16 protein-coding genes are annotated in these 14888 nt (G+C 66.6%); 8 read left to right on the forward strand and 8 right to left on the reverse strand.

The genetic code is table 11. The features are described from left to right. Positions 1 to 189 precede the first annotated feature (189 nt). Entirely contained in the window at positions 190 to 1068 is an 879-nt protein-coding gene (locus HY058_18845) for an SDR family oxidoreductase (protein MBI3499357.1), read from the reverse strand. Positions 1069 to 1114: 46 nt separating this feature from the next. On the opposite strand from HY058_18845, the gene HY058_18850 reads away from it, so the two are divergent. Next, entirely contained in the window at positions 1115 to 1891 is a 777-nt protein-coding gene (locus HY058_18850) for a hypothetical protein (GenBank protein ID MBI3499358.1), read from the forward strand. 31 nt (positions 1892 to 1922) lie between these two features. On the opposite strand, the gene HY058_18855 is transcribed toward HY058_18850, so the two are convergent. From HY058_18855 to HY058_18865, 3 genes are all read right to left on the reverse strand, one after another. Next, positions 1923 to 2591, reverse strand: a complete 669-nt coding sequence (locus HY058_18855; GenBank protein MBI3499359.1) for a glutathione S-transferase family protein — start codon at positions 2589 to 2591, stop codon at positions 1923 to 1925. Positions 2592 to 2641: 50 nt separating this feature from the next. Beyond that, complete coding sequence (locus HY058_18860) at positions 2642 to 3151, reverse strand: N-acetyltransferase (protein MBI3499360.1); 510 nt, start codon at positions 3149 to 3151, stop codon at positions 2642 to 2644. Between the two features lie 273 nt (positions 3152 to 3424). Next, entirely contained in the window at positions 3425 to 4021 is a 597-nt protein-coding gene (locus HY058_18865; GenBank protein ID MBI3499361.1) for a PAS domain-containing protein, read from the reverse strand. Between the two features lie 205 nt (positions 4022 to 4226). Here HY058_18865 and HY058_18870 point away from each other — a divergent pair, with 205 nt between their 5' ends. The 5 genes from HY058_18870 to HY058_18890 are packed head-to-tail and all read left to right on the forward strand — an operon-like array spanning position 4227 to position 8475. Next, complete coding sequence (locus tag HY058_18870; GenBank protein ID MBI3499362.1) at positions 4227 to 5288, forward strand: DUF4129 domain-containing protein; 1062 nt, start codon at positions 4227 to 4229, stop codon at positions 5286 to 5288. Continuing rightward, positions 5257 to 5742: a hypothetical protein gene (locus tag HY058_18875; protein ID MBI3499363.1), complete on the forward strand. Its 486-nt coding sequence runs from the start codon at positions 5257 to 5259 to the stop codon at positions 5740 to 5742. The genes HY058_18870 and HY058_18875 overlap by 32 nt, the downstream gene beginning before the upstream one ends. Beyond that, positions 5739 to 6695, forward strand: a complete 957-nt coding sequence (locus tag HY058_18880) for a MoxR family ATPase (protein ID MBI3499364.1) — start codon at positions 5739 to 5741, stop codon at positions 6693 to 6695. The genes HY058_18875 and HY058_18880 overlap by 4 nt, the downstream gene beginning before the upstream one ends. Continuing rightward, positions 6692 to 7969: a DUF58 domain-containing protein gene (locus HY058_18885; GenBank protein MBI3499365.1), complete on the forward strand. Its 1278-nt coding sequence runs from the start codon at positions 6692 to 6694 to the stop codon at positions 7967 to 7969. The genes HY058_18880 and HY058_18885 overlap by 4 nt, the downstream gene beginning before the upstream one ends. Further along, the gene (locus HY058_18890; protein MBI3499366.1) at positions 7966 to 8475 is read left to right on the forward strand and encodes a hypothetical protein; all 510 of its coding nucleotides are present in this window, start codon (positions 7966 to 7968) and stop codon (positions 8473 to 8475) included. Before HY058_18885 ends, HY058_18890 begins: the two co-directional genes overlap by 4 nt. Before the next feature lie 17 nt (positions 8476 to 8492). On the opposite strand, the gene HY058_18895 is transcribed toward HY058_18890, so the two are convergent. Beyond that, positions 8493 to 8705 carry a type II toxin-antitoxin system PrlF family antitoxin gene (locus HY058_18895; protein ID MBI3499367.1) on the reverse strand — a complete coding sequence of 71 codons (213 nt, stop codon included), beginning with the start codon at positions 8703 to 8705 and terminating at the stop codon, positions 8493 to 8495. Positions 8706 to 8860: 155 nt separating this feature from the next. Between HY058_18895 and HY058_18900 the strand changes: the two genes are divergently transcribed. Together HY058_18900 and HY058_18905 are read left to right on the forward strand one after the other, a co-directional pair. Next, on the forward strand, positions 8861 to 9139 hold the full coding sequence (locus HY058_18900) for a DUF1778 domain-containing protein (GenBank protein MBI3499368.1): 279 nt from the start codon (positions 8861 to 8863) through the stop codon (positions 9137 to 9139). Between the two features lie 6 nt (positions 9140 to 9145). Continuing rightward, a complete protein-coding gene (locus tag HY058_18905) occupies positions 9146 to 9673 on the forward strand; it encodes a GNAT family N-acetyltransferase (GenBank protein ID MBI3499369.1) in 528 nt (175 codons plus the stop codon). A 23-nt stretch (positions 9674 to 9696) separates the two neighbouring features. Here the strand turns inward: HY058_18905 and HY058_18910 are convergent, their stop codons facing one another. The 3 genes from HY058_18910 to gltB all read right to left on the reverse strand — a co-directional run bounded on the left by HY058_18910 (position 9697) and on the right by gltB (position 14882). Then, positions 9697 to 10041, reverse strand: coding sequence for a type II toxin-antitoxin system PemK/MazF family toxin (locus tag HY058_18910; protein MBI3499370.1), 345 nt, complete (start codon positions 10039 to 10041; stop codon positions 9697 to 9699). After that, on the reverse strand, positions 10028 to 10243 hold the full coding sequence (locus HY058_18915) for a type II toxin-antitoxin system PrlF family antitoxin (protein MBI3499371.1): 216 nt from the start codon (positions 10241 to 10243) through the stop codon (positions 10028 to 10030). The genes HY058_18910 and HY058_18915 overlap by 14 nt, the downstream gene beginning before the upstream one ends. 85 nt (positions 10244 to 10328) lie before the next feature. Next, a complete protein-coding gene (gene gltB / locus HY058_18920; protein MBI3499372.1) occupies positions 10329 to 14882 on the reverse strand; it encodes a glutamate synthase large subunit in 4554 nt (1517 codons plus the stop codon). Positions 14883 to 14888 lie beyond the last annotated feature (6 nt).

The raw sequence follows: 14888 nt of genomic DNA on the forward strand, positions 1-14888 counted from the left end.
CGAATACAAGGCTGCGGCGCGATCGCCCGCGCCCCCAACGCGAGCTCCACTCGGATCGATCAGCAGAAATCTTCCAGCCCCCCAATCCAGGAGCATCAAATGCCCCAAATCGCCCTTGACAGAAAAAGCCCCATACAAGGGTAGGGTGAGGGGACACCATCGCAAGGTTGGGTGCGGTGATGACGCCAACTATTTCCGAGTCATCGCGGCATGCAGATGCTGCAGGCCCTCGCGGTAGGTGGGGAAGGCGAGGCGCACGCCCAGCTCCTCCTTGATGCGCCGGTTGCTGACCCGCTTGCTGTCGCGATAGAAGCTGGCCGCCATGTCCGAGAGCGATGCGCTTTCGAACGGCTCCGCCGGCGGGGGATCGATTCCGAGAAGCGAGGCGGCGAACTCGATGACGGTCGCCGGCGCCGTCGCCTCGTCGTCGGCGAGGTTGTAGATGGCACCCGGGTTGGGACGCGCCATCGAGGCCATGAGCACGGCCACGATGTCGTCGACATGGATGCGGCTGAACACCTGCCCCGGCTTGATGATGCGACGGGCGCGTCCGGAGCCGAGCTGGTCCAAGGCGCTGCGGCCGGGGCCGTAGATGCCGGCCAGCCGGAACACATGCACCGGCAGGCCATGGCGGTGCCTGAGATCGAGCCAGGCCGCCTCCGCCGCCTGTCGCCGCCGCCCGCGCTCGCCCGTGGGGCGGAGCTCCGCCCATTCGTCCACCCACGCGCCGCCGCGATCGCCATAGACGCCCGTGGTCGACAGATAGCCGATCCATTTGAGACCGCTGAGCCGTGCGATGTCCGTGCCATGACGACCCAGCACGGGATCGCCTTCCCGATCCGGCGGCACCGTCGAGAGGAGATGCGTTGCTTGACCGAGGCTGTGGGCCGGCTCGCCGATGGGGCGGTCGCGATCGAAGGCCAGCGCATCGAACCCTTGCCCGCGGAGCGCCTCGATCCCCTCGGGGCCGCGGCTGGTGCCGGCGATCTCCCAGGCTCTCTTGGCGAGCGCATGTGCCAGCGCTTGGCCGGTATATCCGAGGCCGAAGCAGAACAATCGCTTGGTCATGCTATACCAGCCGCGCCTAGCGCTGCCCCCAGCGGATCCTTGGACTATGGTCACCCCGTCCCCCATCTACAAGCCGATGCGCGCCCGCTTCGCTTTCCTCATCGCTCTCATGGTCCCGCTTCCGGCCTCTGCCCAGAGGCCCGATCCGGCGCGGGAATACGAGCTCTGCATGACCGTTGCCGCCCAGCAGCCCGATCAGGCCTTCGAGACTGCCGGCGGCTGGATCGCCCGCGGCGGCGGTCCCCCGGCGCAGCACTGTCAGGCGGTGGCCCTCGTTGGACTCGGGCGCTATGGCGACGCCGCCCAGAAGCTGGAGGCGCTCGCCGGCGATGCCAGGGTCAAGGCCACGCCGCTCGCCAAGGCAGCGCTCGGCCAGGCGGCCCAGGCCTGGCTGCTCGCCGGCGAAAACACGCGCGCGATCGCCGCCGATTCCGCCGCCTTGCGGCTCGAGCCCAACGACCCCGATCTTCTGGTCGACCGCTCCATCGGCTATGCCGGCGCCCAGCAGTACTGGGAGGCGATCGACGACCTCAACCGGGCGATCGAGCTCCAGCCTAAGCGGGCCGATGCTTATGCCTTTCGCGGTGCGGCCTATCGCCTGCTCGAATCCTATGAGCTTGCCCGCGAGGACGTGGGGAAGGCGCTGGCGCTCGATCCCTACAGTCCGGAGGCGCTGTTGGAGCGTGGCATCCTCCGCCGCCTCGCCCAGGACCAGAAAGGCGCGCGCGCCGATTGGATGCGGGTGATCGAGCTGGCGCCGACCTCGCCCGCCGCCGATGCGGCCAGGATCAATCTCGAGAAGATGGACGTGATGGTGCCGTAACACGGAGATTCACCAGCGAACCGATCGCGCGCTAAAAATCCAGATCTGCGTAGTGCTTCGGTGGCGGCGCGCCGGGGATGTGATCGGCAAGGAGCGGGCGAAAGGCCGGGCGCGACTTCATGCGCGCATACCATTCCCTGGCTTCCGGGTGATCGTCCCAGGGCACGTCGCCGATGTAGTCGAGGGCCGAGAGATGCGCCGCCGCGGTCACGTCGGCCAAGGTCATATGGTCGCCCGCGAGCCAGGTGCGGCGCTCGGCCAGATAGGAGATGTAGTCGAGATGCGTGTGGATGTTCTTCATGCCGGCGCGGATCGCCTGGCTGTTGGGCTCGCCCAAGCCGAGGAACCGCTTCATCATCTTTTCTTCGACGAGATTGCGGGTAACCTCGCGGTCGAACTTGCCGTCGAACCAGTGAACGAGCCGGCGCACCTCGGCGCGGGCGAAAGCATCGCCCAGGATCAGCGGCCGCTCGGGATAAGCCTCTTCCAAATATTCTGCGATCGGCCCGGCCTCGACGATCGCCTGGCCCGACTCCTCCACCAAGACCGGCACATCGCCCGCAGGGTTGAGGGCGAGGAAGTCGTGGCGGCGCTCCCACACCTTCTCGACCTTCATCTCGAACTCGAGGCCCTTCTCGGCCAAAGCCAAGCGGACCTTCCTGGATCCGGCCGAAAGCCAGAGATGATAGAGCGTGCGCATGCGTTAATCATTGTAACGCAATGCCGTGCAAGCGCGGTAGCTCGGGGCGATCAGGCGGTGCGCCGACTCTGCACGCGCTCGGGCATGACCGGCCCCCTTGCCAAAGCAAGCCAGCCCGGCTGCAGCTCGCGTACCTGGAATCGCTCGGGGTCCACCGGTCCCGGCAGGCTCAAGCCCAAGGGGATCGCCGGCACGAAGCCGAAGGGCCGGTAATAGACGGGCGAGCCCACCAGCACGGATAGCCCGTAGCCCAGCGCCGCCGCCCGCTCCAGGCCATGGGTGACCAAGGCCTTGCCGATGCCGCGGCCCTGCAGCTCCGGGGCGACGACCAGCGGTCCGAGGAGGGCCGCGCGCCCGCCGGCGATGACCACCGGCCAGAAGCGGATACTGCCGACCAAACGCCCGCCGGAAAGCGCCACGTTGCAGAGCTCGGCGATGGCGGCCGTGCCCTTGCGCAGGCGATAGACGGTCTTGGCCGTGCGGTCGGCGCCGAATGCGTCGTCGAGGAAGGCATCGATCTCGGGGCCGTGCTCGGCCCGTTCAGGCATGATCGTGAACATCGGTCGGCATCCTTGAGCCAGGGGAAGCGGCAAATTTGCCGATCGTCCCTTGCTGGAGGACCCGAGAACCCGACTCGAATCGTTCGGGGCTATGGCCTCTGGATGAGGACGAGCGGCAGCGGGCGCCTCGAAGGCGCCGCCTGGCATCGTCGTCGCATGATCCGAGAGGCCGTCATTCTAAGAGATCCGCTGATCGCTTGGTGCCGAACGGCGGCGAAAATGCCTTCGCGCCGCGGAAATTGCAAGCGGCACGTTCACCGCGAACGACCGGGATCAAGGCAAAGGGCGGCGCGGGCCCGACTTGCGGGCCATCAGAATCATGCTCACCTGTTCGCCGTCCTCGGACAAGGGCAGCGCCAGGCGCGCCGTGTAGAGGACGGGCATCTCCGGGATCGCCGGGGTGCGGGAATACCAGGGAACCCGCGTCGCCACCACCCGCCGGTAGCGCTGGGTCAGCCGTTCCCGGCGTTCGGCATCCCGGTCGGTCTCGGACAACAGCTTGCCCGTATGGTCCTTGCCCAAGAGCACGGCGGCCCCTTCGCTCAGCACGCGGTAGCGGAAATCGGCCCCGCCGTCGATCACCTCGAGGAGGCTGAGCTCGCCGATATAGGTGCCGAGCTCGACGATATCGATGTCGCCCCGCATCGGCATGGTCTTGCCGCGGCTGGCGCAGGCCCGCTGCCAAACCTCGAAGAAGCCCTGCATGCCGTGGCTCTCGAGCAGCTCCGGCGTGATCTCGGTCGTCTCGATTTCCGGACCCGACGGCTTGGCCGGCGGCGGCTTGTCCCCCAGGAACTCCGACCACCGGTCCCGGATCCGCTGGCGCTGCAGCCGCAGCAATCGCGTGAGGTCGCGGTAGCCGAACCGCATACCCACCTCCGTCTTCCGCCATCCGCCACCGGGATCGAAGCGACCCCGCCGATCATTCCCGTATGTATATGGGATTTCTGTTTCGTTTCGAATAGCGCGTGCGGCCGCCTCGCCTTGGCGGCGGGTGTCTCCTCCCGTAACATCCGCTCAGCGGCCCATCCCTGATTGAATTCCTGCCAGGGAACCAAAAGCCGGAGGTTAAAGATTGACCGGCGCGCCATCTCCCTTGAACCGGGCATCGCCGAGCCCAAGCGATTTTGTCCCCGGCCTCGCCGAGGTGGCCTTCTCGGGCGTTCCCGGCGGTCGCGGTCGCATCGCCACGAGATCGGCGGTGCTGGCCGGCGTCGGCTTCCTCTTGGCGCTCGCCGGGCTGGTTCCCCCGAACGCCGGGAGCTGGATCGAGCTCGAAGCCGTCGGGTGGAGCCGGCACCTGCCGGATTGGGCGGTGCTTTCGGCGATCGGCGCTCTGGCCGTCGTCTTCGCGCTGATCCTCATCGCCTCGACAAGAGCCCGTCCCAGGCCCAAACAAGACAATGAACCGGAGCCCGAGCAAGAACCACCGACGCCGGAGATACGGCGATCCTTCCTCATCATCCTGGTGGCGGCAGGGGTCATCGCCGCGGCAATGCTTTGGCTCCTGCAATGGGTGGGGCCTCCCGGGACCGTCAGTGTCCGCTTCGAGCCCGCCCCGCCGCTATCGCCGCCGGATCCGAATGCCGGCGGCCAGAACTTCGCTCCGCTCCCGCCGCCGGAGCCTTGGCCGCTGCTCGATTGGATCCTTGCCATCGCGGCCATGACCTGGGGGATGGCGATTCCTCTGGGCGGCCTGCTGATGCTTGTCGGCGCCGTGGTCTTGGCGATCCGCTGGCTCAGGAAGAAATTGGCAAAACCGCCGGCGCCGGCGGGTGCTGCCGCGGAGCCCGGGCCAAGCCAATTGGCGCTGGCGGTCGAAGAGAGCCTGGACGAGCTCCGGCACCTCGCCGACCCGCGCGCCGCCATCATCAAATGCTATGCGCGCTTCGAGCGTCTGCTCGCCGACCGGAAGGCCGGACGCGCCGCCTCGGCCACACCGGCGGAGTTCATGACCAGCGCGATCGCGCTGCTGCCGCTCGCCCCGGAGCCGATCAGGCACCTCACCCGCCTGTTCGAGCTGGCGCGCTTCAGCAACCGTCCCTTGGCCCAGCCCGAGCAGGAAGCGGCGTTGCAATCGCTCATCGCCATCAAGACCTCCCTCGATGCCTCTCGATCCGATTCACCGCAAGCCTGACACCGGCCGCTCCGCGGCGCTCGCCGGCTATGCCTTGCTGGCGTTGAACCTGGCGATCCTGCTGCCGATCGCGCTTTACGTCGTCGAAAGTGCCACCGACGTTCTGCGCGGCGGCATCGCCCTCATGCTGGCGGTCGTGCTGATCCGCTGGCTCGCCCGCAACCTCGCATCCCTCGGGCCTGTGGGTGCGAACGCGCTTCAGCCGCTTGGCCGGGTGCTGCCTCCGCCCGAGGCGATGGACCCGGCGCTGCGCAAATGGCGCCAGGACATCGGCTTCAGCCGGTCGAGCCGGCGCTACTTCGATCGTGTCTTCTGGCCGCGGCTCGTCGGCCTCGCCGGCACGCGCGATCTCGGTCGCCATCCGGTCCCATCGGCGCCGGTAAGGTGGCTGAAGCGCGGGCCGACCTTAGGCCAACTGGCGGAGCTCGTGCGGCGGTTGGAGGGAGGGCGATGAACATCCTCGAGGCGGAAGAGCGGTGCCGGCAGATCCTGGCCGCACTCGGCCAGGCGATCGTCGGCAAGGACGTCGTGCTGCGTCAGCTCCTGGCCGGTCTCATCGCCAACGGGCATGTGCTGATCGAGGACTTTCCGGGTCTGGCGAAGACGCTCATCGCCAGGCTGTGCGGCCAGGCGATGGATCTGAGCTTCAAGCGCATCCAGTTCACGCCCGACCTCTTGCCCGGCGACATCACCGGCAGCTACCTCTACGACCAGCAGGCCGCCCGCTTCGAGTTCCGCCGCGGACCGATTTTCACGAGCCTGCTGCTCGCCGACGAGATCAACCGGGCGACGCCGAAGACCCAGTCGGCGCTCCTGGAGGCGATGCAGGAAGGCCAGGTCACGGTCGAAGGCGAGTCCTTCGCCCTCGAGCGGCCGTTCCTGGTCATCGCCACCCAGAACCCGATCGAACTCGAAGGCACATATCCCCTGCCGGAAGCCCAGCTCGACCGCTTCATCATGCGGATCTCGGTCGGCTATCCCAGCCCCGAGGACGAGCGCGAGATCCTCAGGCGTCGGCGCCTGCGTCGCCTGGATGCCGCCGACATCACGAGGGTGGTCTCGCGCGCCGAGCTTCTCGCCATGCAGCAGGCGCTGGAAGACGTCTATGTCGACGACGTGGTGGAGCGATACATCGTGGAGGTGGTGCGCGCCACGCGCGAGGATAGCCGGCTCATGCTCGGCGCCTCGCCCAGGGGAAGCTTGGCGCTGCTCAAGCTGGCGCGGGCCTGGGCTTTGCTCAGGCGCTCGGACTTCGTCACCCCCGACGATGTGAAGAAGATGGCGGTGCCGGCGCTGGCCCACCGCCTCGTGCTCCGGCCGGAGCTCTGGATCTCGAAGATCACCCAAGGCCAGATCGTGGCCGAGATCCTGGACCTTGTGCCGACGCCGGCGGCCAAGGTCGAATGAGCCAACGCTCCACGCCGCTCGGTCTGGCGCTTGCCTTCCTCGGCGCCGCTTCGCTGCTGCTGGCGGTCCTCTTCGATCGCGTCGAGCTCCTGGTGGTGGCAGCACCGCTGCTAGTGCCGGTCATGCGCGCCGGCTTCGGTCAAGCCCCGGTCAGGTTCCGGCTCACCCTGTCGCTCTCCGATGACCGCGCCAGCGAAGGCGAGCAGGTGCGGCTGAGCATGAAGGTGGCCGCGATGACCGACGTGCCGGCGACCGAGATCCTGCATGAGCTGCCGCCGCTGTTGGAGCCGGTCGCCGGCGACCATCACGCGGTCGTTCACCTGAAATCCGGCGAGACCGCCGAGTGGAGCGTCGACCTCCTCTGCCGGGCCCGGGGCGAGGTCGCCTTGGGCGTATTCCTCATCCGTCGCTGGCACCGATCCGGGGCGGCGATCGAGGAGGTGCTGCATCGGGCGCCCCAGCGCCTCAAGATCTATCCCAGGGTCGTTCCCTTGCGGCGCGTGCCGCGTCCGCTCAAGACCCGCTCCTCCTTCGGCAACCATGTCGCACCCAAGCTCGGCCAAGGCATCGAGCCCGGAGACATCCGTGCTTTCGCCCCCGGCGACCGGCTGCGCCAGATCAATTGGCAGGCCTCGCTCCGCTTCCGCCGGCTGTATGTGACGCAGTTCCACGAAGAGCGCGCCGCCGACATCGTGCTGCTCTTGGACACCGCAGGCGATGTCGGCAGGCGGCCATCCTCGAGCCTCGATATCTCCGTGCGCACAGCCGCCGCGCTCGCCACCGCCTATCTGGCGCAACGCGACCGCGTGGGCTTGATCAAATACAGCGGCAGCATCGAGTGGATCCGTCCCGGCAGCGGCCGCCGGCAGATCGAAGTCCTCATGGAGGCGCTCATGACCAGCGCCACCAACGCCAGCTATGGCTTCGAGGATCTGGATTTCGTGCCACCGAAGGTCTTGCCCCAGGGCGCCCTCGTCATCGCCATGAGCGCCCTCGTCGACGGCCGCTTCCTCAAGGTCGTGACGGAACTCAGGGCGCGCGGCTTCGATGTGGTGCTGCTGGCGCTGGCACCGCTCTCGCTGATGGCCGGCCCGCCCGGTCCCAAGGGCGTCGACGATCTGGCGCGGAGGCTGTGGCGCGTGGAGCGGCAGGCGAGCTTGGAGTCGCTGGCGCGCCGCGGGCTTCAGGTCGTGGAGATCGAGCCGGATCAGCCGCTCGATGGCGTCATCGCTCCCCTGCTGCGCCGGCGCTTCCGCCATGGGGTCCGGGCATGATGCGCCTTGCTGCCGCACTCTCGATCCTCCCCTTGATCGCCATTCCGGTTTCGATCGAGCCGATCTCTCCCATCCTGCTGGCGGCGGCGCTATCGGCCGTGCTCCTCGGGCTTGGTGTGGCGCGGCGGTCGCTCGCCTGGCTCTCTGCCGGCGCGCTTCCAGCGACTGCCAACTATGCCCTTGCTCTCTGGTGGTCGGCGGCGCCGATGGGCCTCGGTGCGGCGATTGTCTTCGCGCTGTCCCTGTCGAGCGTCGTCAACCTCGTTGCCGGCGACGCGCGGTTCGGTGCCGCCCGCGTCGCGCCCGAAGCGCGTACGCTCCTCCTTCGCCACTGGCTCGCCCACGGGGTGGCGACGACCTTCATTGCCGCGCTCGCGCTCATTGTTGCGATGCTCGTCGCCCCCGGCCTGCCGCCGCTGCTGCGCCCGGTGCTGGCCGGCGCCGGCGCGCTGCTGGTGCTCTTGGCCGCGCTGCCGACGAGCGATGCCGCCGACGAACGAGACTGAGAGGCTCGGTCCGCGGCTTAGAGTTTTGCATAGGCTCGCTGATCAGCTTCCGAACACCATTCATCAAAGACTGCGGGGCTATCGCTTCCTGCGGCCGAGACTCTGCAGACGACGACGCGGTCGCCTTCAATGGCATACGCGATCCGGTCCCCCGGCTGAATGTTGAGCGCGGTTCGGATCGAACTTGGAATTGTTATCCGCGATCGGCGCGAGAGTTTGCTGGTGATCATGGAAGCGATTGTAAACGTCGGAATTTGATCGCGCGAGACACGGGTTGCCGTGGTCACAGCCCCTCGAAGTCCTTCGGAGCTGAACTGAGCGTATTGACCAAATCTCTTCGTACGGATAATGTCCGTACAATGCGAAGATGAGTACGGAGACTGCCATGCCGGCAACTGCGGCGGCGCGCGAGGACAGGATCGAGCTGCGAACGACCAAGGAGGAAAAGCGGCTCCTGGCCGCTGCCGCCGCCTATGAGCGGCTGGACGTGACCAGCTTCATCATGCGGAGCGTGCTGCCGGCGGCGCGCGAGGTCGTGGACCGCGCCGAACGCATCGTGCTGTCCGCGCGCGATACCGCCCGGGTGCTGGAGCTTCTGGAGAATCCCCCGAAGCCGACACCTGCCTTGATGGAAGCGGCGCGACGCCGCGCCAGGCGAAAATAGCCCTCATTGCTGGACTGGCTGGAAGACCCCATCGGGCGGCATCATGACCGCAAGCGTTTCGATTGCGGCTCCCCCGAGCTGAACGACCATCTCGATCGATACGCCAGACAGAACCACGAATCCGGCGGCGCCAAGACCTTTGTCGCGGTGTCTCCGGGCGAACCCGGACGTGTCCTCGGCTTCTATTCGATCAGCCCCGGCGCCATCGAATTCGCTAGGGTACCGGCGAAATTGATCAAGAAGATCGGCCGCTATGATGTCCCGGTGTTTCGGCTGGGGCGTCTCGCCATCGATCTGTCCGTGCAGGGCCGAGGGCTCGGTGGCGAGATGATATTGGCTGCCGGCGAGCGGGCATTGATCGTTTCGGCGGAAGTCGGCGGTGTCGCGCTCGCCATCGATGCCAAGGACGCGAAGGCGGCTCGCTGGTACGAGCGCATGGGTGCCGTGCCGTTGCTCGACGATCCGCAGAAGCTGATTCTTCCCCTCAGCGTCATCGCCGATGCGATGGCAGCGGCGGGAAGGCGGCGACGGTGAGTGTGCCTCGTTCCTAGATCGAATTAGGCCACAGGCTTCAGGATGTGGCCCAGGCATCGCCTAACCTTGGTCTGATCGGCGCGCGCCAATTTTCCCATGCGTTCTGCATCTCTGGCTTCGATGGTCGCAAGTTTTGCACAGCGCACCATGGACGGTGCCGGCAATCCGGAGGCCGCGAGATCCGATATGACGACGTCATCCGGCCAGGCGCGGTTTTCAGCGCTCGTAATCATGAGAACCCAGAGAAGGCCATGACGAGACTCAAGACCTCCCGCAGCAATCACGAGCCCAGGACGCCGCTGGCGGACGGGACGATCAGTATACGGAAATGGGACCTTGATGACGTCCCAAGGCTCAAAGCTTTCCATACGCGCGCCGGTCGTTTTCCGACGCCCATTCGTTGAATGTCGCGAACGGGTCGTCGGCCTGGGACGGCGCGGCCTTGGTCAGAATGACGCGGTTGCCGTCAATGGCGTACGCGATTTCATCGCCGGGCTTGACGCGAAGTGCGGCACGAACGGGCTGTGGAATCGTCGTCTGCGCCTTGCTCGTGATCTTGCTGGTAATCATGATGTTTATGTAAGGAATATCCTTACGATCGTCAAGGAGCGCCCATCACGTTTCCATCGCATCGCTATGCGCAGACGAAGCAGCGCTAAGCCCGCTTCTCCGCCGCAGCTCGCAACGGCGCCACCTCGAGGCGGGCCAGCATCTCCTTCGGCACGATCTGCCAGAACTTGCCAAGCTCGAGGTCCCAGTCGACCAGCAGGCGCTCAGCGAAGCGGGAGCCGGTCGCTTCCGCATGCTCCTCGATGAGAGTGCGCAGCACCCGCTCCCAGTGCTCCACCTCGATGCGGTGGTAGGTGATGCTGTCGGGGTTGACCCGGTGGGTGAAGGTGGCATCCGCGTCGTAGACGAAGGCCATGCCGCCGGTCATGCCGGCGCCGAAATTATCGCCGACCGGACCCAGGATGGCCACCGTCCCGCCGGTCATGTATTCGCAGGCGTTCGAGCCGGCACCCTCGACCACCGCCGCCGCACCGGAGTTGCGCACGGCGAAGCGCTGCCCGGCTTGGCCGGCGGCGAACAGCTTGCCAGCAGTGGCACCGTAGAGGACCGTGTTGCCGATGATGGTGTTCTTGTTGCTCACCAGCGGGCTCGCGGTCATCTGGCGCACCACGATGATGCCCCCCGACAGCCCCTTGCCGACGTAGTCGTTGGCATCGCCGAAGACCTCCAGCTTGAGGCCCTGCACGGCAAAGGCGCCCAAGGACTGTCCGGCCGAGCCGCGGAGCCTCACCGTCACGTGCCCCGGCTGCAGCCCGTCCATGCCGAAGCGCCTGGTGATCCGGCTCGACAGCTTGGTGCCGATGGCCCGGTGGGTGTTGCGGATGTTGTAGGCGAGCTGCATCTTCTCGCCGTCCTCCAGCGAGCGGCGCGCGTCCTCGATCATCTGCTGGTCCAAGGTCTCCGGCACCTCGATGCGGCCCTTGACCGTGCAGTGGCGCGGCTGGCCGCCGGTGTCGGCCTGGGCCAGGATCGAATTCAGGTCGAGGTCGTCGAGCTCGTGGCCGCCGCGATAGACCTGGGTCAAGAGCTCGGTGCGGCCGATCACGTCGGTCAAGGATTTGGCGCCCAGGGAGGCCAGGATCTCGCGCACCTCCTCGGCGACGAAGCTGAAGAGGTTCACCACCTTCTCCGGCGTGCCCTCGAACTTGGCGCGAAGCTTTTCGTCCTGGGTGCAGATGCCGACCGGGCAGGTGTTGGAATGGCACTGGCGCACCAGGATGCAGCCCATGGCGACCAAGCTGGTGGTGCCGATGCCGAACTCCTCGGCCCCCAGGATCGCCGCCATCACCACGTCGCGCCCGGTCTTGATGCCGCCATCGGTCCTGAGGCGCACGTTCTGGCGGAGCCGGTTCAAGGTCAGCACCTGATGCACCTCGGAGACGCCCATCTCCCAGGGGATGCCCGCATATTTGATCGATGAGTTGGGGCTGGCGCCGGTGCCGCCGACATGGCCGGAGATGAGGATGGTGTCGGCTTTGGCCTTGGCCACGCCGGCGGCGACCGTGCCGATGCCCGAGCGCGCCACCAGCTTCACGCAGACCCGCGCATCGGGGTTGATCTGCTTCAGATCGTAGATGAGCTGCGCCAAATCCTCGATCGAGTAGATGTCGTGATGCGGCGGCGGCGAGATCAGGCTGACGCCGGGCATCGAATGGCGAAGCCGCGCGATCATCGCCGAGACCTTGATGCCGGGGAGCTGGCCGCCCTCGCCGGGCTTCGCCCCTTGCGCGATCTTGATCTCGATCTCGCGGCAATTGTTGAGATACTCGGCGGTGACGCCGAAGCGTCCCGAGGCGATCTGCTTGATCGCGGACGACGCGTTGTCGCCATTGGATCTGGGCGTGTAGCGCGCAGGATCCTCCCCGCCCTCGCCGGAATCGGATTTGGCGCCGATGCGGTTCATGGCGATCGACAACGCCTCATGCGCTTCGGGCGAGAGGGCGCCCAAGGAGATGCCGGGGGTGACCAGGCGTTTCCTGATCTCGGTGATCGACTCCACCTCGTCGATGGAAATGGGCTTGCTGGTCTTGCGGAAATCCAAGAGGTCGCGGAGATTGATCGCCGGCAGCTTGCGCACACCTTCGGCGTATTTCTTGTAGGTGTGATAACTGTCGGTGGCGACCGCGGTCTGCAGGGTGTGAATGAGGCTGCCTTCGAAGGCATGCGCCTCGCCGCCGCGGCGATAGCGGTAGAAGCCGCCCACGGGCAGCGCGATCACGTCCTCATCGAAGGCGCGCGCATGCTGGGCTTCCACCTTGCGCTGCACGCCCACCAACCCGATGCCGGAGATGCGGCTGGTCATTCCGGGGAAGAAGTCGGCGACCAGCGAGCGGCTCAAGCCGATCGCCTCGAAATTATAGCCGCCGCGGTAGCTGGAGAGCACCGAGATGCCCATCTTCGACATGATCTTCAAGAGCCCGTCGGCCACCGCCTTCTTGTAGCGGCGCACGCAGTCTTCCTGGCTCAAGCTCTGAAACAGGCCGCGGGCATGGCGCTCGGCGATCGCCTCCTGCGCCAGATAGGCGTTGACCGTGGTGGCGCCGACGCCGATCAGGACGGCGAAGTAGTGCACGTCCAGGCATTCGCCGGCGTGCACGTTGAGCGAGGTGAAGGTGCGGAGCTGCTGGCGCACGAGATGGCTGTGCACGCCGCCGGTGGCAAGGATCATCGGCATGGCGGCGCGCTCCGGCCCCATCAGCTCGTCCGACAGGATGAGGTGGGTGCAGCCGGCGCGCACGCCGTCCTCGGCTTCCTTCTGGATGCGCTGGATCGCCTCGCGTAGCGCCGGCTCGCCGCCCTTGGGATCGAAGGTGCAGTCGACTGAGATCGCGGTCTCGCCCATATAGGTGCGCATCGCCTGGAATTCGGCGTTCGACAACACCGGCGAATCCAGCTGCAGCAGCCGGCACTGGCTCTCATCCTCGTCCAGGATGTTGCCGAGATTGCCGAGCCTGGTGCGCACGGTCATGACCCGGGCTTCGCGCAGGCTGTCGATCGGCGGGTTGGTCACCTGGCTGAAATTCTGCCGGAAGTAGTGATGCAAGCCCCGATACTTGTCGGAGAGCACGGCCAAGGGCGTGTCGTCGCCCATGGAGCCGACGGCCTCCTTCGCATCCTCCACCATCGGATGCAGGATGAGCTCGAGATCCTCCAGGCTCCAGCCATAGGCGAGCTCGCGGCGGCGGAGCTCGTCGCGCTCGAACATGCGCGGCTCGGCGTGAAGGCCTTTGACCACGTGGTCGATGCGGGTGATGTTCTTCACCCACTCGCCGAAGGGCCTGGACGCGGCCAGCACGTCCTTGATCTCGGCATCCTTGTAGAGCCGGCCCGCCTTGAGATCGACGCCGATCATCTGCCCGGGATCGAGCCGGCCCTTCTCGACGAGGTTGGTCTCTTCCAGTTTGACCATGCCGGTCTCGGAGCCGGCGATGATGAGGCCGTCGGCGGTCACCGTGTAACGCAGAGGCCGGAGCCCGTTGCGGTCCATGCCGGCGATCACCCAGTTGCTGCCATAGGCGGCGATCGCCGCCGGCCCGTCCCAGGGCTCCATCACCGCGTTCGAGTAGGAGTACATGTCCTTGTGCTGGCGGGGCATGAGCGCCGCCTCGTTCCACGCCTCCGGGATCATCAAGGTCTTGACCATGGGCAGCGAGCGGCCGCCGGCGATCAAAAGCTCGAAGACATTGTCGAGCGCCATGGAATCCGAGCCCCCGGCCTGGATCACCGGCTTCAGATCCTCGAGATAGGGCCCGAAGACCTCGTGGGCGAGCCTGGCCTCGTGGCTCTTCATCCAGTTGATGTTGCCCTTGAGGGTGTTGATCTCGCCATTGTGGGCGAGCACGCGGAAGGGCTGCGCCAGCCGCCAGGTGGGGAAGGTGTTGGTCGAATAGCGCTGGTGGTATATCGCGAAGTTGGAGACGAAGCGCGGATCCAAGAGATCGGGATAGAAGGCCGAGAGCTGCTCGGCCAGGAACATGCCCTTGTAGATGACCGAGCGGCAGGACATGGAGCAGATGTAGAGATCGGCGATATGGGCGGCCAGCGCCGCCTTCTCGATGCGCCGGCGGATGAGGAAGAGATCGGTCTCGAAGCGCTCTTCCGGCACGCCGCGCTCGTTGGCGATGACGATCTGCTCGATCTCCGGCCGGGTCGCGTTCGCCTTCTCGCCGATCACGCTCATGTCGACCGGCACCTGGCGCCAGCCATAGATGGTGTAGCCGAATTTCAGGATCTCGGTCTCGACGATGGAGCGGCAGCGCTCCTGGGCATCGAGATCGGTGCGCGGCAGGAACACCTGGCCAACCGCCAACAGACCGTCATGGGGCTGGTAGCCGAGATGCGCGATGTGGTCCTTGAAGAACTCCTGGGGGATCTGCACGTGGATGCCGGCCCCGTCGCCGGTCTTGCCGTCGGCGTCCACCGCACCCCGGTGCCACACCGCCTTCAAGGCGTTGATCGCCGCTTCCACCACGCTGCGCCGCGGCTTGCCGTCGATGGCAGCGACGAATCCGACGCCGCAGGCATCGTGCTCGTCCTCGGGGCGGTAGAGCCCCTGGGCTTCCAGGTGGCGGGCATTCGCCTGCCAGGCGCGGACGAACGCCGCGCCGGATTCCACCTCTGACTCGCTTTCGTGTTCCATGGCGCT

It is taken from the genome of Pseudomonadota bacterium, from assembly GCA_016195085.1.
GTDB lineage: Bacteria > Pseudomonadota > Alphaproteobacteria > SHVZ01 > SHVZ01 > JACQAG01.